Here is a 17182-nt window from a genome sequence, read left to right as displayed (position 1 = left end):
TGTATGGGTAAAAGAATATTTCTGTTTATATTAACGAACATTCTTGTTATCACTACGATTGGTATTGTCCTATCGGTTATTAGTGCAGCAACTGGTGTTGGTTCTTATATAGGAGCAGACGGAAGACTTAATATCCTTTATCTTCTTGTATTCAGTGCAGTTGTTGGTTTTGTAGGCTCGTTTATGTCACTAGCGATGTCTCGCTGGATGGCAAAAATGATGATGGGTGTGCGTGTGTTAAATCCAGAAAAGGATTCTTTAACATATGATGAGCAGCAGCTTGTTGACCGCGTTCACAGACTATCAAGAGCAGCAGGCCTTTCTAAAATGCCTGAGGTCGGTATTTACCAATCATCTGAAGTAAATGCTTTTGCGACAGGTCCTTCTAAGAGAAGATCGCTTGTTGCCGTATCAACTGGATTGCTTCATGAAATGGATGATGCAGCAGTTGAAGGGGTTATCGCTCACGAAGTCGCTCACGTAGCGAACGGTGACATGGTCACAATGACGTTACTTCAAGGAATCGTCAACACGTTTGTTGTCTTCCTTTCAAGAATTGCGGCATGGATCGCAAGCCGTTTCGTTTCACGTGAAGAGCTTGTGCCGATTGTTCACTTTATCGCTGTGATCGTCTTCCAAATTATTTTCTCTATCTTAGGAAGCCTTGTCGTGTTTGCATATTCTAGACATCGTGAATTCCATGCAGACCGCGGCGGTGCGGACCTTGCAGGAAAAGATAAAATGATTCATGCGCTTCGTTCACTAGAGGCGTATACATCAAGAATTAAAGATGATGATCAAGCAGCTGTTGCTACACTGAAAATCAGTGGTAAAAGAAAAGCTTCTCTTTTCTCAACACACCCTGATTTAAACGAAAGAATTAGAAGACTAGAAGCAAAATAAGAAAGATCAAAAGACATTCTGCGTAAGGATGTCTTTTTCTTTTTGATGAAAAAGTAAATAAAGCACAAAATACCTTTAAAATCTTCTCTCTTTTCATTAAAATGATATAGTATTCGAAAAGAAAGATAAAAGAAGGAATAACCATGAATCCAATGAAAAAACTAATTGACCGGCTGTCGGCTTTTCAGCTGATTGCCCTTTACTATTTTCTTGCTGTGACCGTGTCGTTCATTCTACTCAGTCTGCCAGTGGCTCACCAAGAAGGAGTCAAATGGACATTTATTGATGCGCTATTTACAGCTGTGAGTGCTGTCAGTGTCACGGGTCTGACTGTTGTCGATACGTCACAAACATTTAGTGTGACCGGGATGTGGATCCTTGCATTTGTTTTGCAAATCGGTGGTATCGGCATTATGACACTTGGTACATTCGTCTGGCTGGTTATGCGAAAAAGGATCGGCATTAAAGAAAGAAAATTAATTATGGCAGACCAAAACCAAAGCAACTTATCAGGAATTGTGAAACTCATGAAGCAGGTCTTATATTTAATCTTGCTGATTGAGTTTGTAGGCGGTCTGATTTTAAGTATGTATTTTCTAAAGTATTACGATGTGCAAGGCGCTTTTTTACACGGATTTTTCTCTAGTATCAGTGCCACAACCAATGGAGGCTTTGATATTACAGGGAATTCGTTAATTCCATATAAAGATGACTATTTCGTCCAATTTATCACGATGCTGCTCATCATTTTTGGCGCTATTGGCTTTCCTGTACTTGTCGAAGTAAAGGATTATTTATTCAATCAAGACCGAAAACATGCATCGTTTTCATTGTTTACGAAAATTACAACGATTACGTTTGGTCTCCTTGTTGTCGTTGGGGCAATTGGGATTTATGCACTTGAAGCCCGGTTTACTTTTCTAGGGAAGAGCTGGCATGAAATCTTGTTTTATTCTTTGTTTCAATCAACAGCCACCAGAAGTGGCGGGCTTTCGACATTAGATATTACGCAATTGACAGAGCCGACACTGTTATTTTTATGTTTGCTGATGTTTATCGGGGCATCTCCAAGCTCGGTAGGGGGCGGAATTCGGACAACCACGTTTGCCCTTAATTTACTTGCTTTGTTTCACTTTGCGAGAGGAAATAAGTCCATTAAAATCTTTAAAAGAGAGCTTCATCAAGCGGATATTAATAAATCCCTCATGGTGACGATGATGGCCTTTATTTTAGTGTTTGGTGCTACGTTTCTGTTAACTTTATCAGACCATCATACACTTCTTGAAACTTTATTTGAAGTTTGTTCTGCCTTTGGAACAACGGGACTGTCGCTCGGAATTACGTCTGACTTGTCGGTATTTGGTAAGTGTATTATTATGGTGGTCATGTTTATAGGACGGATTGGAATTCCAAGCTTCTTGTATTTAATTGGCCGTCGTGAAAGTGAAGCGAATTATCATTATCCGAAAGAGCGTGTGATCATCGGCTAACCAGCATTCCTACTGAATGCTGGTTTCAGCGTGTAGACAAACCCTCGCATTCTTTGTCAGTCCTGCGTGCTGGTGCTCACGAATGTGAAATTCGCTCCGCGCCAGTACTCGTCCTTCCTAGACTGCAAAGGTTTTCTATCACGCTGAAAAGAAGACAAAGAGTTAAAATAACGATCATTTTAACTCTTTGTCGACAATCAGACCAGCATTCCTACTGAATGCTGGTTTTTTTTATTTCCATTATATAACTGGCTAAATCACAAGGGATGTTCGCAATCTATAGGTAAGAGGTGAAAGAGACGTGCTGGATGTGTTATGGAAAGCAATTGTAATGCTACTCGTTGGTACCTTGCTGCTGAGAATAGCAGGACCTAAATCCATTAGTCAATTAACGGTTCAACAGACAGTCATCATGATTTCAATTGGATCGATTATTATCCAACCCTTCATTGAGCATAATTTACTTGAAACCATTTATGCAGCGACCATCTTTATTGTGGCACTTGTGGTGATGGAAAAGCTGTCAATTCGGTTTGATTTCTTTGAAAAATTGGTTTCAGGGAAGTCTGTGGTGATTTTAGAGGATGGAGAAATGCTTGATCACAAGCTGAAAAAAACGCGTCTGACAAGGGACGAATTCAAAATGCGCTTAAAGCAGCAGGGCATCACAGACATCAGCAGTCTCAAAAAAGCAACGCTAGAAGCGAATGGGCAAATTGGATATGAGTTAAAGCCTGAGGAAAAACCAGTGACAGTCAAACAAATGAAAGAGCTGTTTGATCAATTGAGCGAAGAACTAAACATGTTAAAAAGGAATGATGACAAATGAAAAGAAAAGCAGCAAAAAATGAAGCACTCACGAATAATATGACGCCTACAGAAAGCATGGCACACGATCAAGGACAAACACAATTTGACGAGCAATCAGAAGACCGCCAGGCGAACCGAAATTCTCATCAAGGGAAACAGGGGGGAGCGTCTCGTGACTAAAAAACATGTGAAAAGTAAAGATATGAAAGACCATAAAAAACCGATGAACCCCGATATCTTGCAAGAGGAATTTGGCAGCGAGCTGGGAGATATAAACAGCAGTAAATGGATTGATACCTTAATGAAGCCTAAAAAAAACGATGAATGTCATACTGAACAGAAAAACAAAAAATAAATAGAAAAAAACGATCCTGAGAGATCGTTTTTTCTATTTAATATAACTGTTTTGTCTGCCAGTAATGGTTCTCATCAGGCTGGTCATTTTGAGCTCGATGACTGGTTGTGCAACAGTTTTAACAAATGTACTAGATAGGGTAAAGGTTAAGAGGACCGTAAGCAGCAATAGAATCAATACACTTGCCGTATTTAGAGCCCAATCATCAAACCAAGTCGTTCTTAAAAGCTTAATCACAAAGCCATGAAGTAAATAGACATATAACGTTCTTGTGCCCCATTTGGTAAAGAAGAACCGGCGTGTAGGGACTAATGCAAAGAAACTAAAGGTAGCAGCAAATGCAAGTAAATACCATGCCATTCGTTTCATCGCTGCAATGAGTCCTTCATCTCCAAGAGAAGCGTACGATTGTGACCCAAATAAAAAGGAATAATCGAATTCATAAAAATAGCAAAACATGAACACGGCCATCAGTACAAGAAGTGCAGTCAGTTTCCCTTTGCTTGTTCGGATAAATTCAAAGTGCTGCTTTTTTAAATAAAAGCCAGCTAAAAACATCGGCAAAAAGACAAACGTACGAGATAGGCTGAGCGTATCGCTAATGCTGTCCACGTAACCGACAAGTAACGCCATCGATAAACTAACGATCATTGCCCAGTGGAATGGCAGTTTTGAAAAAGGAATGAGTAGTAAGTTCCAAAAGAATAAACTGATTAAAAACCATAAAGACCACTGCGGATCAATCGGATTTAAGTTAGAGATGCTTTGATCCTGTAAGAAATAATAATACACAGAATAGATGACCTGAAAAATCAAATATGGGATGATCAGCTTAACTGCGACTTTTTTCATAAAACCTGGTTTTCTAAAACCTTTGGCAAAGAAGCCAGACACCAATATAAAAGCGGGCATATGGAATGTATAAATAAATTTATATAAGTAGAGTATCCAGTCATTATCATGTATGAATGACCGTAACAAATGACCAAAAACAACTAGAAAAATCAGAAGAAATTTTGCATTATCGAAATAACTGTCTCTCGTGGACGTCATAACATCACCTTTCCTGCTTCATTTCGAACATAAACGTTCTAAGTGCACTGTTCCCTCATTTGCCCCATTTTAAAATACAAATTGGCTCATTTCGCTATTTGATGTGAAATTGTAGAACGGTTGTAAAAGAAGCGTAAGAAAAGAGAATCGTTATACAATCGTGTCATCCAAATGAAACAAATGAAGCAAGCCTCGTGTAAAAAGTTCTCTTTTTTTATGAGTCGAATGAAGGAACAATGAAAATCTTGTAGAAATATTGTAGAGGAATGAGGCTGGAAAAGGAGTGTAAGAGAATGACTGAAACGCTCGATGGCGCGAAAAATATCAGAAAATTAGAAAAAGAGAACGAATATTTGCGAAATGAATTGATACAGCACAAAATGCTGTTAAATAAGACGTTAGATGCCATTTTTATATTTGATCAGCACCTCAACATTATTCAAGCCAATGAAGCGACATGTAGGCTTGTGCAAACACCGAAAGAAGACCTCCTCAATAAATCCGTTCTAGATTTCCTATACGGCATCCCGAAAAACAAAATTGACTGCTCACTTGAGATTTTTTTTCGAAAAGGAACGTTAAAAAGAGAGATCTCCATTCAACTTGAAAATGGAGAGACAAAATATATTGAATTTGTAGCAGAGCACGACGTGGTGAATCAACAATATATTGTCGTCATGCGTGATATTTCTTCAAAGAAAATATTAGAGCGAGAACGTTCGATGAATGAGCAGCTGTTTAAAGATTTATTTGATCGAGCGATTGACGGTATGGTCATATTTGATCAGGATGGTTGTATGATTGACGCCAATCACTCTTTTTGCCAGAGCTTTGAACTTCAAAAAACAGATTTAACAGACCGCTACTTAAATGAATTTGTTGAAGAAGAAAATCTTCCAGCGCTCCAGCAGCTCTTAACTTCATTGAAAGAAACAGGGAAAGCAAAGGGTGAACTTCCTGTTACCCTTCAATCTGGGCAGCACAAATTATTCGAACTGACCATCACATCCAATGTGATGAGTGGTTTTTACATGTCCATCATGCGTGATATTACAGAAAAAAGATTAATGGAAGAAAAGCTGCTAAAAAGTGAAGAACGTTTTAGAGAAATATTCGAAAATGCGATGGATGCCATCATCATTTGGGCGGATGATGGAGAAATTGTCAGGGCAAATGAATCTGCCTGCCGAATTTTCGAATTACCGATGCATCAGCTGATTGGCAAGAAACTCATGGATTTTCTAGTCAAATCTGATCGCAGATACCGGCCGACAAGAAGACGGTATATCAGGAATCTTGAAATCAGAGAAGAACTCCTCTTTAGAATGGCGAATGGCCAATTCAAAGAGCTTGAGTTCACCTCTAAGCATGCGGTATTAGAAGGGCAGCACTTAACCATATTACGGAATGTCAGTGACAGAAAGCGAATGGAAGAGGAGCTGCGAGAAAGTGAGCTCAAATTCCGTAAAGTATTTAATGGCTCTATGGATGGCATTGTTCTTTTCGATAATCAATACCGGATTATTGATGTGAATCCATCCGCAAGTGAACTGCTTGGCCTCAAAGATGATCACTTAACGGAAATGAACCTTTTTCATATCCTTGCGCCATATCAAATTGAAAATTTGGCGCAGCCAGCTCAGGCGATGTCATTAGATGAGATGGACAATGAAGTTCCATTTGTGCTGAACCATCCAGATCAACGTATTTTGGAGTTTTCTTTTAAACGAAATATTATTCATAACATGAATTTGGCCATCTTTAGAGATGTGACTGAGCGCAAGGAATTAGAGGAGCGGGTAAGAAAATCGGATACGCTTCATGTTGTCGGAGAGCTTGCCGCTGGAATTGCCCATGAAATTAGAAATCCAATGACGGCTTTAAAAGGCTTCATTCAGCTGCTCAAAGGAAATATTGAAGGGGAGTATTCGCTCTATTTTAATGTCATCACATCAGAGCTAAAAAGAATCGAATCCATCATTACAGAATTTCTGATTTTAGCAAAACCGCAGGCCATCATCTATGAAGAAAAAAATGTCGTGCAAATTGTCAAAGACACGATGGATCTTCTTCACGCACAGGCCAATCTTGGCAATGTGCAAATGCACTTAAATGTGCTGGATGATATTCCGCTCATCTACTGTGAACAAAATCAATTGAAGCAAGTCTTTATTAACATTTTGAAAAATGCGATTGAAGTAATGCCTCAGAAAGGAAATGTATACGTGAGCATTCAAAGGAAGGGGAAGGAGCACATTGTGATTTCTCTTCGTGATGAAGGCTGCGGCATGACAGAGGATAAACTAAAACGTCTCGGAGAACCATTTTATACAACAAAAGAAAGAGGCACTGGACTTGGGTTAATGGTTAGTTATAAAATTATTGAAGAGCATCAAGGAACCATTGAAGTAGAGAGTGAAGAAGGGGTTGGAACAGTGTTCCATCTCACGCTTCCACTCCGGCAGCAGAAACAAGAAGGGGAGCTTTAATGTGTATTATACAGTCTATACCGCACCAATCGGGGCATTATACATACTAGAGAAAGATGGTGCCATCATTGAAGTGAAGTTTGATGATGAATCGTTTTTGGTCAAAGAACAGAGAGACCATTTTAAACAAGAAGACACGCCTGTATTAAAAGAAGCGAAAAAACAGCTGGATGAATATTTTAAGGGCGATCGGAAAGTGTTCGATCTCCCGCTCAAGCAAGCAGGCTCTCCGTTTCAAGAGCAAGTGTGGGAGGCACTTTCTACTATTCCGTATGGTGAATCAAAAAGCTATGCTGATATTGCAGAAGCGATCGGCAATCCAAAGGCTGTCAGAGCCATTGGACAAGCTAATAGACGCAATGCATTGCCTATTTTTATCCCGTGTCACCGGGTCATTGGAAAAGACAGGACTCTGACTGGTTATGCAGGGACGAAGACAGGGATGAAAGCGATCCTGTTAGAATTAGAAGGCATCCCATTTGTTCAAAAATAAATGAATTGACCTGTTCCAAATGTTTAGTGAGCGACATATCCTTTTATTAAGCTAAAAAAGTTGGTCTAGGGAAAAAGGAGGCTGCTAACATGTTATGGGGCAAAAAAGATAAAATGTACGCCGTCACATCACTATGTGTCAAAATGAACGTGTTGACAGAAGAACAGAAAAAAGAAATATTAGCAAAAACGAACGAAACAAAAAAGCGCGGTGCTCTTAAATGATAAGAACCCCGCGCTTTTGTTTGATTAAAGTGACGCGCTTTCGGTGAATAGTGCATCAATCTCTTCTGTATAGTTGGAAGTGATAATGCCTTTTTCTGTAATGATCCCGGAAATGAGATGGTGAGGAGTGACATCAAAGGCAGGGTTAAATACCTGCACGTCAGGAGGCGCAATTTGGATGCCGTTTAATTCCTTTACTTCCTGCGGGTCGCGTTCTTCAATCGGAATATCTGATCCATCCTGAGTTGACACATCAAAGGTCGAAAGAGGCGCTGCCACAAAAAATGGAATTTGAAAGTGTTTAGCTAAAATAGCCAGACTTAACGTTCCAATTTTATTTGCTGTATCACCGTTTCTAGCGATTCGATCTGCACCAACAATCACGGCAGAAATTTGTTTTTCTTTCATCGTATGGGCTGCCATATTATCCGTGATAAGCGTCACATCTACACCGCCCTGCATCAATTCCCATGTCGTCAGACGAGCGCCTTGAAGGACAGGACGTGTTTCACATGCGTAAATGTGAAGATCGAGGTTTTTCTTTTTCGCTAAATAAAAGGGTGCAAGCGCTGTTCCGTACCGGCTTGTGGCAATGGAGCCTGCGTTGCAAATGGTCATAATTCGATCACCAGATTTAAAGAGCTGAAGAGCATTTTGACCGATTTGCCGACATGTTTCTTCATCTTCGATTTGAATTTGAATGGCTTCATGGACAAGATCAGTTTTGGCTGCATTCACCGAAGCAGCACGCTCAATGCGCTGATAAAGCCGGTCTAATGCCCAGGCAAGATTCACAGCGGTTGGACGAGCACTGTTTAAATATTCTTTCAGGCGAGCGACTTCTCGCTTAAAGAGATTAATGTCTTCTGTATCAATCTCTTGTGCACTGAGTGCGAGCCCAAAAGCCGCTGTAATGCCAATAGCAGGTGCTCCGCGTACTTTTAGCGTCACAATGGCATCATACACATCTTCTTTTGTATATAAATGCTCAAACACGGTTTCAGCGGGTAATTTTTGCTGATTCAAAATGTTGATACGGTTTTCTTCCCATTCGACGGAACGGGGAACTTCAAATTCTTTAGACAAAACTCGTCACTCCTTTACAGTTTGCTGGAATAATGCGACGAGGTCAGACGCTGTTTCCACTGCTTGATATTGTTTGATCAATGTTTTTCCTAGTGTAAGTGCTGCTTTTTTCTGCTGAAGCCTTCTAGAATGTGATGGAATCGCATCAAGATCAGCCGCATGCGCAAGACCGATGGTTCGGCGAACAAGCTCACAGCCAGCAAAGCCGGTGGCTTCTTTTAAAATACGGTCAAACGTTGTTTCTAAAAAGCTGTCCGATACACTAAACGCTTCAATACTGTCTTCTTTCCATGCTTTTGTGAACACTTCTTTGAATGTTGCCCACACATTGACGACATGATCAAAAAGGTGCTGCTGATCCTGCTCATTCTCATGAGATAAAGCATTGATGAACAGATTGGCAATAAAGTGACCGATATCGAATCCGAAAGGACCGTAAAAAGCGAACTCTGGATCAATGATTTTCGTTTCCGTTTCGTTTGCAAAAATACTGCCTGTATGAAGATCTCCATGTACCAGTGTTTCAGCAGAGGTTAAGAAGATCCGTTTCAATTCGGCTGCTTTTGCTTGCAGTTCAAGATCAGCCCATAGTGCTTGTGCCTCTTCTCTTAATTCCTCTTCGAAGTCATTCGTTTCGCTGTCAAAGAAAGGATCTGTGAAGACGAGTTTCTCTGTAATGTCACAAAGATCAGGGTTTGTAAACTGCTTCACGAATTGTTTTTTGATTTTAGGATTTGTGGCAAAGTCAGACGTGTAAAATAGTGTTTTGCCTAAAAATTCTCCGACATGATCTGATAAATACGGATAATGTTTTCCGGCAATTAGCCCTTTTCTGACGATTTCAAGGTGTGATAGATCCTCCATTGCCGTCACTGCAAGAGCTGTATCCGAATAATAGACGGTTGGTACGAGATGTGGTGCATACTCTGATTGCTTGATGAGTGCTGCACTTTCAATTCTTGCACGGTCTAATGTCAGCGGCCAGCTTTCTCCAACGACTTTTGCGTAAGGAAGGGCCTGCTTGATAATCAGTCCTTTTGCTTGTTTGTGATCATAAATATGAAAGACGTAATTTAAATTTCCGTCACCGATTTCAGTGCATGTTAAATGACTGCTCTCCTGAATCAATCCAAGTCTAATGGCAAGTGCAACTGCCGAACTTTCTGTTAATTCTTCATATGATGCCGTAAGTGTAACCAATTGCTTCCCCTCCAAATCATATAAAAAAGCCTCTTTCTCCTGAGAGAAAGAGGCTTGATGGCGTGTATGCTCGAAGCCTCTCTTATCTCTCAGCACATACGTCTGATGGAATTAGCACCGTGCCCTATAAGACAATTGTCTTGGCGCTGTACTTGCTGCGCCCCACTTCACAGTGGTATTAACGGTCGGTTGCTGTTGGGGTCAAAAGGCCAAATCCCTCGCCCAACTCTCGATAAGAGAAATCAATATGTAATTGTTTCATGTCTGCTTGCATTTCTTAATTCTAGATATTATCAGAGCTGCAGTTCACATGTCAATCTTTTTTCAAAATTGCTTTACAATTCATAAAACAATCCATTACAGTGATTGTATTGTCATGTAACTTGAATAGAAGGTGAAAAAATGGAATTCCAGCAATCGGATGTATTGAAACATTTACCGAAACAATTTTTTGCGTCGCTTGTACAAAAAGTACAGAAAAAAGTGCAGGAAGGGGCAGATGTGATTAATTTAGGTCAAGGAAATCCTGATCAGGCCACTCCTCCACATATTGTGAAAGCGATGCAGGAAGCGGTAGCAAAACCTGAAAATCATCAATACTCCTCATTCCGCGGGACAGCGAAACTAAAAAAAGCTGCAGCTGCTTTTTATGAAAGAGAATATGGTGTCACGCTTGACCCAAAGACAGAGATTGCCATCTTATTTGGAGGGAAAGCGGGACTAGTCGAATTGCCGCAATGTTTACTGAATCCAGGTGATACGCTGCTTGTTCCAGATCCGGGCTATCCTGATTACTGGTCAGGCGCTGTGCTTGCCGGAGCTCGCATGGTCACAATGCCTCTTCTTGAACAAAATGAATTTTTGCCTGACTACCACCAACTGTCTGAGGAAGATAAGAATCAAGCAAAATTGATTTACTTAAATTACCCAAATAATCCAACTGGTGCGACTGCAACCAGGACATTTTTTGAAGATACTGTTGCGTTTGCGAGTGAAAATAAGATGTGTGTTGTCCATGATTTTGCATATGGTGGCATAGGATTTGACGGCGAAAAGCCCCTCAGTTTCCTGCAAATAGACGGAGCAAAAGAGACAGGTATTGAAATCTATACATTGTCCAAAACGTATAATATGGCTGGCTGGAGAGTCGGTTTTGCAGCAGGGAATGCCTCTGTTATCGAAGCCATTGAGCTTTATCAGGATCATCTGTTTGTGTCACTGTTTAAAGCAACTCAAGATGCAGCAGCAGAAGCACTTTTAAGCGATCAAACGTGCGTACAAGTACAAAATGATCGGTACGAAAAAAGACGAAACACTTGGATTGCTGCATGCAAAGAGATTGGCTGGGACGTCAGTGCGCCAAAGGGCTCATTTTTTGCTTGGTTAAAGGTGCCTGAAGGGTATACATCGGAAACTTTTTCTGATGTATTATTAGAAAAAGCACATGTTGTTGTGGCACCGGGGAATGGCTTTGGTGCTCATGGTGAAGGCTACGTCAGAGTCGGGCTTTTAACAAGTGAGGAGCGGCTAAAGGAAGCCGCTGATCGTATCGCTGCCTTGCAGTTATTTGAAAAAAAGCCATTGACAACGTAAAAAAATGGTGCGATAATTCAGGCAATATTTAAGAAAATTGAATATTCTTATCAAGAGTAGGCAGAGGGACTAGCCCAATGAAGCCCGGCAACCGACTTCCATGAAGCACGGTGCTAATTCTTGCAGCAAGCGCTGAGAGATAAGATTCGGATGAATGAGACGAAACCTCTTTAACGCGCTGATCAAGCACTTAAAGAGGTTTTTTTATTGACCATATACAGGACGCAATCGAAAGGGGATTCCTAGTGAGTGAACTACTGGCAACATACGTACTAACACATCGAGAGGATGAACAAATAGACCGAAAAGCAGAGCAGATCGCACTTGGGTTAACGGTCGGGTCATGGACGGACTTGCCGCAGCTCAAAAAGGAGCAGCTGAAAAAACATAAAGGCCGTGTGGTGAGCGTAAAAGAACAGTCTCCCACAAATGGTGGTCTGTATCAATCAGAGGTGACCATTGCTTATCCTGAGGCGAACTTTTCAGCTGATATACCAGCGGTGTTGACGACGATTTTTGGAAAGCTTTCACTGGATGGGAAAGTAAAGCTCGTCGATATCGAATTTTCGGAAAGGTTTAAAAGCTGTCTGCCAGGACCGGTATTTGGCATTGAGGGGATACGAAAGAAAGTAGGCGTGTTTGATCGGCCGCTATTGATGAGTATATTTAAAGGCGTGATCGGCCGTGATATGGAGGATTTAAAAGAACAGCTCCGCTTACAGGCTTTAGGTGGAGTAGACTTCATCAAAGATGATGAGATTTTATTTGAAAGCCCATTAGCCCCTTTTGAAGATCGAATCAAGGAAGGAAAACAGATATTAAAAGAAACATATGAAGAGACAGGACATCGCACGCTTTATGCTGTTAATTTAACGGGTAGAACTTTTGATTTGAAAGATCGAGCAAGAAAGGCAGCCGAACTCGGGGCTGATGCGCTTTTATTCAATGTTTTTGCCTATGGACTTGATGTCATGCAAAGCTTGGCTGAAGATCCAGAGATCCGATTGCCGATCATGGCACATCCGGCAGTGAGCGGTGCAATGACATCCTCTCCAGACTATGGATTCTCGCATTCTCTTCTTTTAGGCAAATTAAATCGATATGCTGGCGCTGATTTAAGTCTTTTTCCCTCTCCTTATGGATCAGTCGCCCTTCCGAAAAAAGATGCCATTGGCATTTTCGAAGCATGTGTGAAAGAGGATACAGTTCAACAAACATTTCCTGTCCCTTCAGCAGGCATTCACCCGGGAATGGTGCCGATCTTAATCAAAGATTTTGGACTTGATCATGTCATTAATGCAGGCGGGGGAATTCACGGACATCCGCGGGGAGCAATTGGAGGAGGGAAAGCCTTTCGTTCGATCGTTGATGCGGTGGTCAAAAAAGAGTCTATCGAAGAAAAAGCATCAACTTGTCAAGACTTACAAGCAGCACTTGATCTTTGGGGAAGGGTAGCAGAATAAATGAAAAAACCAATTGTATGTTGTGATTTTGATGGTACGATTACGAAAAATGATAATATCATTCGCATCATGAAGCAGTTTGCTCCAAAAGAATGGACGAAATGGAAGGATGGTGTTCTAGCAAAAGAGATCACGATCCAAGAAGGCGTCGGGCAGATGTTTCAGTTACTGACGAGTGATCAGAAAGAAGCCATTCGGTCATTTATTTTAGAGGATACAGAGATTCGTGAGGGATTTGAACAGTTTGTCGATGATGTCAAAAAAGCAGACATTCCTTTCTATGTACTCAGCGGCGGTATGGACTTTTTTGTCTATCCTATCCTTGAAGGGATTGTCGAACAAGAGAATATTTATTGTAACTATGCATCATTTAAAGAAGACCATATTCAAATTGAATGGCCGCATGCCTGTGATTCAGAATGCCAAAATGGCTGTGGCTGCTGCAAGCCTTCCATTATTCGAGAACTGACGCAGGAAGATGACTTTATTATCATGATTGGTGATTCAGTGACTGATATTGAGGCAGCGAAACATGCGGATCTCACGTTTGCGCGTGATTATTTACTGAACGAATGTAAAGAGCTAGGGCTCGTACATCAAGAGTATGAAACATTTGTTGATCTAAAAGCGCAATTTGATCAAATAAAGGAAGTGAAGGAATGGCAGACGAGAAGAGTAAACGCTGGAAGGAACTAGCAGACGTCAAACGTGAATTGGCACAAAGAGACTGGTTTTACGGAACGAGCGGCAATTTATCGATAAAAGTGTCGGATGATCCCATCACGTTTTTGGTGACGGCAAGCGGCAAAGATAAACGAAAAGAAACCGATGAAGATTTTGTTCTTGTTGATGCAGCAGGTCAGCCGGTTCATCCGAATCAGCCGCTCAGGCCATCAGCTGAAACACTGCTTCACACATACGTTTATGAGCGGACGAAAGCAGGATGTTGTCTTCACGTCCACACGATCGATAACAATGTCATTTCTGAGCTGTATGGCGATAAAGGAGAAATTCGTTTTAAAGGTAATGAAATCATTAAAGCGCTTGGTTATTGGGAAGAGGATGCAGAAGTTGCTGTTCCTATTATTGAAAACCCAGCTCATATTCCGCACCTTGCAGAGCAATTTGCAGTGCACCTGACGGACGATGCTGGTGCTGTACTCATTCGTAATCATGGCATCACCGTTTGGGGGAAAAGCGCATTTGAAGCCAAACGAGTCTTAGAGGCTTATGAATTTTTATTTACCTATCATTTGAAAGTAGCGCTTTATCAAAAGCAGCTTGTTAAATAAAAAGGAGGAAACACACATGGCGACCATTTACATTCATAATGAAGAGAACACGTTACTTGAGAACGAACAAGAGGTTCAGGCGTATTTAGAACAGCAAGGGGTCATTTATGAACATTGGGATATTGAAAAACTACCAAAACAGTTATCAGAAAAGTACGATTTAACAGATGATGAAAAGGAAGAAATTTTAACTGTGTTTCAAGAGGAAATAAAGAGTATTTCCGAGCGAAGAGGATACAAAGCGCAGGATGTGATTTCATTATCAAATGCGACTCCTAATCTGGATGAACTGCTTCAAAACTTTAAACGTGAGCATCATCATACGGATGATGAAGTCAGATTTATCGTGAGCGGTCATGGAATCTTTGCCATTCAAGGCAAAGACGGCGTCTTTTTTGATGTGAGACTGAATCCAGGTGATTTAATTTCTGTGCCCCCGAATATTCGTCACTACTTTACACTTCAAGAAGATCGTCAAGTCGTCGCAGTTCGCATATTTGTCACAACTGAGGGCTGGGTGCCAATTTACGAAGAAGAAACGGTTTAATAGTGGGAGCTGATCATTTCGCATGAGGCGGAAGATCAGCTTTTTTTTAGGAAAATAGACATAAAATGAGAGAGAAAATAGTTGATTTTGGTCTTCTGCATAGGATAAAATTCTGTTTAATCAATGTGTCAGTCCTGTCCAATTTTGAAGTTTACCCCCAGAATTCATTGGGTAAAAGGTCTTTAGGCTGTAAAAAATTAAATAAAATAAGCATATTTAATTTAATTTACAAATAAAGTATAATTTTGGTGTCGGATCATTTAGAGCGTAGACAGACGAATTCATAGCGGGAGCTGAGATCATGAATATTTATGTACGGAAAGAACAGCTATTAATGTCAATTGATGAAAAGAGAAGACAAATGGTAGAAGCTGCTCAAGTAGAAGGCTATACAGGTGAGACGACAATTAAATATAGTCAAGAACTGGACAACCTGATGAATGAGTATCAGTATCTTCTTTTTCATGAACAACAATCTGTTGCTTCCTTTCATGATCTTGTATCACAAATGAGTCTCCTTTCTGTCAATCGTCCTTCTTATTGACATCAAAAAACCGGTCTTGCCATTAGCAAAACCGGATGAATGCTTCAGCTATTAGTGTGCAGAAGGGAGCATGATGATCACGGTTGTTCCTTTATTCACTTTGCTCTCGATATCGATTGTCCCCCCATACATCGAAATGATTCGTTTACACACAACAAGCCCAAGACCTGTTCCTTTTTCTTTCGACGTAATAAAAGGGAGGAAGATATGTTTCAGCATCTCTTCTGGTATACCTTCACCTGTATCTTTCACTTTTATGATGACCTGTTCTTTTTCAGCCTCAATGACAATCTTCAAATGACCGCCATTTGGCATCGCTTCTAACGAGTTTTTCGCTACATTCAATACCACTTGTTTAATGTGATCCTTCGTGCAATACACGCCAACATCTTGAATGGTATTGATTTGCAAATCAACCTCGACATTATAAAGATTCGCCTCAGAAAATACAATTGGCATGATCTCACTCACAATTTCTTTCACAGAATTATTTTGCCACTTTTCAGCCGTTGGTTTTCCTAGCACAAGAAACTCACTGACGATTTGGTTAATCCGTTTAATTTCTTCCTCGATGACAGAAAAATAAAGCTGATCCTCTTCTGAACGATACTTCTTTTGCAAAAGTTGAATAAACCCGCTAATGCCTGTTAATGGATTGCGAATTTCATGAGCTGTACTTGCCGCAAGTGTTCCAATGAGTTCAAGCTTTTGTGCTTCATTTTGGTGGCGTTCCTGCTGGGTTTGTCGTCTTAAAATGATATATTGGACGAGTGTGAATAAGATATTTAAGAGAATAAATGCACTGGATAAAGGAAACAGCATCACAGACAGTACTTCACTTGTTGTCGCACGCTGCGGAAAAACCTCCAGCTTCCAGCTGTTTTCATCTAAATATGTAGACACGGTGCTATCACTTTCAGATGCTGGCTGTGGACCACTTGTAAACACAACGTCTCCATTTTGATTCAGCATCTTAAAATGAAGCTCTGGGTTTAATACATTCATAATATTTCTTAAATAATCAATTTGAATCGCAGCGACTAGCACATCCGTGACTTCGTCGTTTTCATTCAAAACAGGGACACAAATGGAGAGAATCCGCTGCTTAGTAATGCGGCTTACATAGTTATCTGTGATGACGGTCTGTTTTGTAACTTGAATACGTTTAAAGTAATCTCTAAATGACAGGTTGATTTTTTCCTTTAATGGTGTGGTGCTGGCTGTGACATTTCCTTTTTGGTCTAGGAGATACAGGCCTGAAAAACGAGGTTCTTGTTTATAGATTTTCTCTAGGATGTTTTGTACTCTTTTCGTTTCAAGCGGCTGGTCAAATCCCATGGCAAGGGAAGTTAATCTTGCTTCTGTTTCACTGATTAAATAATTCATTTGGTTTTTGTGAATATTTAACATAAGTGTAGCGGTTTGTTTGTTTTTTACATCAATTTTCTCAGTTTCTTTTTCGTAGATAAAATAACTAATGATGAGGGTTGGAATCACGACCAAAATAAGGTAAAGCTTGATCTTCTTCCAAAACCCTTTCAGTATACTCATGATTCATCGCTCCAACGTATTACCTAATAGACTTATTATAGCATTGAACCTATCTTTATTACGATGACTTGTGAGATTTTTAAAAAATT

Annotated in this window: 18 protein-coding genes and 2 riboswitches; of the genes, 14 read left to right on the top strand and 4 right to left on the bottom strand. The window is 40.4% G+C overall.

Annotated elements, in window-relative coordinates; genetic code table 11:
• The first annotated feature begins 3 nt into the window (after positions 1-3).
• From htpX to ACTJJQ_RS05100, 5 genes are all read left to right on the top strand, one after another.
• The gene (gene htpX, locus ACTJJQ_RS05120; RefSeq protein ID WP_019743079.1) at positions 4-903 is read left to right on the top strand and encodes a protease HtpX; all 900 of its coding nucleotides are present in this window, start codon (positions 4-6) and stop codon (positions 901-903) included.
• Positions 904-1046: 143 nt separating this feature from the next.
• Complete coding sequence (locus tag ACTJJQ_RS05115) at positions 1047-2393, top strand: TrkH family potassium uptake protein (protein WP_007498761.1); 1347 nt, start codon at positions 1047-1049, stop codon at positions 2391-2393.
• Between the two features lie 301 nt (positions 2394-2694).
• Positions 2695-3222 carry a DUF421 domain-containing protein gene (locus ACTJJQ_RS05110; protein ID WP_045034960.1) on the top strand — a complete coding sequence of 176 codons (528 nt, stop codon included), beginning with the start codon at positions 2695-2697 and terminating at the stop codon, positions 3220-3222.
• A complete protein-coding gene (locus ACTJJQ_RS05105; RefSeq protein WP_017367114.1) occupies positions 3219-3383 on the top strand; it encodes a hypothetical protein in 165 nt (54 codons plus the stop codon). Before ACTJJQ_RS05110 ends, ACTJJQ_RS05105 begins: the two co-directional genes overlap by 4 nt.
• The gene (locus tag ACTJJQ_RS05100) at positions 3376-3558 is read left to right on the top strand and encodes a hypothetical protein (protein WP_017359457.1); all 183 of its coding nucleotides are present in this window, start codon (positions 3376-3378) and stop codon (positions 3556-3558) included. Before ACTJJQ_RS05105 ends, ACTJJQ_RS05100 begins: the two co-directional genes overlap by 8 nt.
• 33 nt (positions 3559-3591) lie before the next feature.
• Here the strand turns inward: ACTJJQ_RS05100 and ACTJJQ_RS05095 are convergent, their stop codons facing one another.
• Positions 3592-4611 carry an acyltransferase family protein gene (locus ACTJJQ_RS05095; RefSeq protein ID WP_007498757.1) on the bottom strand — a complete coding sequence of 340 codons (1020 nt, stop codon included), beginning with the start codon at positions 4609-4611 and terminating at the stop codon, positions 3592-3594.
• A gap of 293 nt (positions 4612-4904) precedes the next feature.
• On the opposite strand from ACTJJQ_RS05095, the gene ACTJJQ_RS05090 reads away from it, so the two are divergent.
• The 3 genes from ACTJJQ_RS05090 to ACTJJQ_RS05080 all read left to right on the top strand — a co-directional run bounded on the left by ACTJJQ_RS05090 (position 4905) and on the right by ACTJJQ_RS05080 (position 7817).
• Positions 4905-7100 (top strand): PAS domain S-box protein, encoded by a 2196-nt coding sequence (locus ACTJJQ_RS05090; protein ID WP_440599996.1) that lies wholly within the window; start codon positions 4905-4907, stop codon positions 7098-7100.
• A 1-nt stretch (position 7101) separates the two neighbouring features.
• Positions 7102-7593, top strand: coding sequence for a methylated-DNA--[protein]-cysteine S-methyltransferase (locus ACTJJQ_RS05085; RefSeq protein ID WP_017359455.1), 492 nt, complete (start codon positions 7102-7104; stop codon positions 7591-7593).
• Between the two features lie 89 nt (positions 7594-7682).
• On the top strand, positions 7683-7817 hold the full coding sequence (locus ACTJJQ_RS05080) for a hypothetical protein (protein ID WP_017359454.1): 135 nt from the start codon (positions 7683-7685) through the stop codon (positions 7815-7817).
• A gap of 24 nt (positions 7818-7841) precedes the next feature.
• On the opposite strand, the gene mtnA is transcribed toward ACTJJQ_RS05080, so the two are convergent.
• Positions 7842-8903 carry an S-methyl-5-thioribose-1-phosphate isomerase gene (mtnA, locus tag ACTJJQ_RS05075; RefSeq protein ID WP_284565021.1) on the bottom strand — a complete coding sequence of 354 codons (1062 nt, stop codon included), beginning with the start codon at positions 8901-8903 and terminating at the stop codon, positions 7842-7844.
• A gap of 6 nt (positions 8904-8909) precedes the next feature.
• A complete protein-coding gene (mtnK, locus tag ACTJJQ_RS05070) occupies positions 8910-10103 on the bottom strand; it encodes an S-methyl-5-thioribose kinase (protein WP_284565022.1) in 1194 nt (397 codons plus the stop codon).
• Positions 10104-10183: 80 nt separating this feature from the next.
• Positions 10184-10341: riboswitch (SAM riboswitch) on the bottom strand.
• A 164-nt stretch (positions 10342-10505) separates the two neighbouring features.
• Between mtnK and ACTJJQ_RS05065 the strand changes: the two genes are divergently transcribed.
• From ACTJJQ_RS05065 to ACTJJQ_RS05040, 6 genes are all read left to right on the top strand, one after another.
• Complete coding sequence (locus ACTJJQ_RS05065) at positions 10506-11696, top strand: pyridoxal phosphate-dependent aminotransferase (RefSeq protein ID WP_440599995.1); 1191 nt, start codon at positions 10506-10508, stop codon at positions 11694-11696.
• Between the two features lie 44 nt (positions 11697-11740).
• Positions 11741-11842: riboswitch (SAM riboswitch) on the top strand.
• 99 nt (positions 11843-11941) lie between these two features.
• A complete protein-coding gene (mtnW, locus tag ACTJJQ_RS05060) occupies positions 11942-13159 on the top strand; it encodes a 2,3-diketo-5-methylthiopentyl-1-phosphate enolase (RefSeq protein ID WP_440599994.1) in 1218 nt (405 codons plus the stop codon).
• Entirely contained in the window at positions 13160-13855 is a 696-nt protein-coding gene (locus ACTJJQ_RS05055; protein ID WP_135226812.1) for a 2-hydroxy-3-keto-5-methylthiopentenyl-1-phosphate phosphatase, read from the top strand. It abuts the gene before it with no gap.
• Positions 13819-14451, top strand: coding sequence for a methylthioribulose 1-phosphate dehydratase (locus tag ACTJJQ_RS05050; RefSeq protein WP_099496475.1), 633 nt, complete (start codon positions 13819-13821; stop codon positions 14449-14451). The genes ACTJJQ_RS05055 and ACTJJQ_RS05050 overlap by 37 nt, the downstream gene beginning before the upstream one ends.
• 16 nt (positions 14452-14467) lie before the next feature.
• Positions 14468-14998 (top strand): 1,2-dihydroxy-3-keto-5-methylthiopentene dioxygenase, encoded by a 531-nt coding sequence (locus ACTJJQ_RS05045; RefSeq protein WP_019743068.1) that lies wholly within the window; start codon positions 14468-14470, stop codon positions 14996-14998.
• 301 nt (positions 14999-15299) lie between these two features.
• Positions 15300-15542, top strand: coding sequence for an aspartyl-phosphate phosphatase Spo0E family protein (locus ACTJJQ_RS05040; protein ID WP_008346101.1), 243 nt, complete (start codon positions 15300-15302; stop codon positions 15540-15542).
• A 51-nt stretch (positions 15543-15593) separates the two neighbouring features.
• Here ACTJJQ_RS05040 and ACTJJQ_RS05035 read toward each other — a convergent pair whose 3' ends face one another.
• Positions 15594-17093, bottom strand: a complete 1500-nt coding sequence (locus tag ACTJJQ_RS05035) for an ATP-binding protein (RefSeq protein WP_440599993.1) — start codon at positions 17091-17093, stop codon at positions 15594-15596.
• Positions 17094-17182 lie beyond the last annotated feature (89 nt).

The organism is Bacillus sp. 22483, assembly GCF_052044605.1.
GTDB classification, from domain to species: domain Bacteria; phylum Bacillota; class Bacilli; order Bacillales; family Bacillaceae; genus Bacillus; species Bacillus altitudinis.
The sequence above is the reverse complement of the archived record's forward strand: the minus strand, read 5'-3'. Positions and strand labels throughout refer to the sequence as shown.

What these genes read in the sequence shown, in the direction of transcription:
- ACTJJQ_RS05080 (WP_017359454.1), top strand. Translation starts at nt 7,683, where the DNA reads ATGTTATGGGGCAAAAAAGATAAAATGTACGCCGTCACATCACTATGT.
- htpX (WP_019743079.1), top strand. Translation starts at nt 4, where the DNA reads ATGGGTAAAAGAATATTTCTGTTTATATTAACGAACATTCTTGTTATC.
- ACTJJQ_RS05115 (WP_007498761.1), top strand. Translation starts at nt 1,047, where the DNA reads ATGAATCCAATGAAAAAACTAATTGACCGGCTGTCGGCTTTTCAGCTG.
- ACTJJQ_RS05055 (WP_135226812.1), top strand. Translation starts at nt 13,160, where the DNA reads ATGAAAAAACCAATTGTATGTTGTGATTTTGATGGTACGATTACGAAA.
- ACTJJQ_RS05050 (WP_099496475.1), top strand. Translation starts at nt 13,819, where the DNA reads ATGGCAGACGAGAAGAGTAAACGCTGGAAGGAACTAGCAGACGTCAAA.
- ACTJJQ_RS05035 (WP_440599993.1), bottom strand. Translation starts at nt 17,093, where the DNA reads ATGAGTATACTGAAAGGGTTTTGGAAGAAGATCAAGCTTTACCTTATT.
- ACTJJQ_RS05040 (WP_008346101.1), top strand. Translation starts at nt 15,300, where the DNA reads ATGAATATTTATGTACGGAAAGAACAGCTATTAATGTCAATTGATGAA.
- ACTJJQ_RS05045 (WP_019743068.1), top strand. Translation starts at nt 14,468, where the DNA reads ATGGCGACCATTTACATTCATAATGAAGAGAACACGTTACTTGAGAAC.
- ACTJJQ_RS05105 (WP_017367114.1), top strand. Translation starts at nt 3,219, where the DNA reads ATGAAAAGAAAAGCAGCAAAAAATGAAGCACTCACGAATAATATGACG.
- ACTJJQ_RS05090 (WP_440599996.1), top strand. Translation starts at nt 4,905, where the DNA reads ATGACTGAAACGCTCGATGGCGCGAAAAATATCAGAAAATTAGAAAAA.
- ACTJJQ_RS05095 (WP_007498757.1), bottom strand. Translation starts at nt 4,611, where the DNA reads ATGACGTCCACGAGAGACAGTTATTTCGATAATGCAAAATTTCTTCTG.
- ACTJJQ_RS05065 (WP_440599995.1), top strand. Translation starts at nt 10,506, where the DNA reads ATGGAATTCCAGCAATCGGATGTATTGAAACATTTACCGAAACAATTT.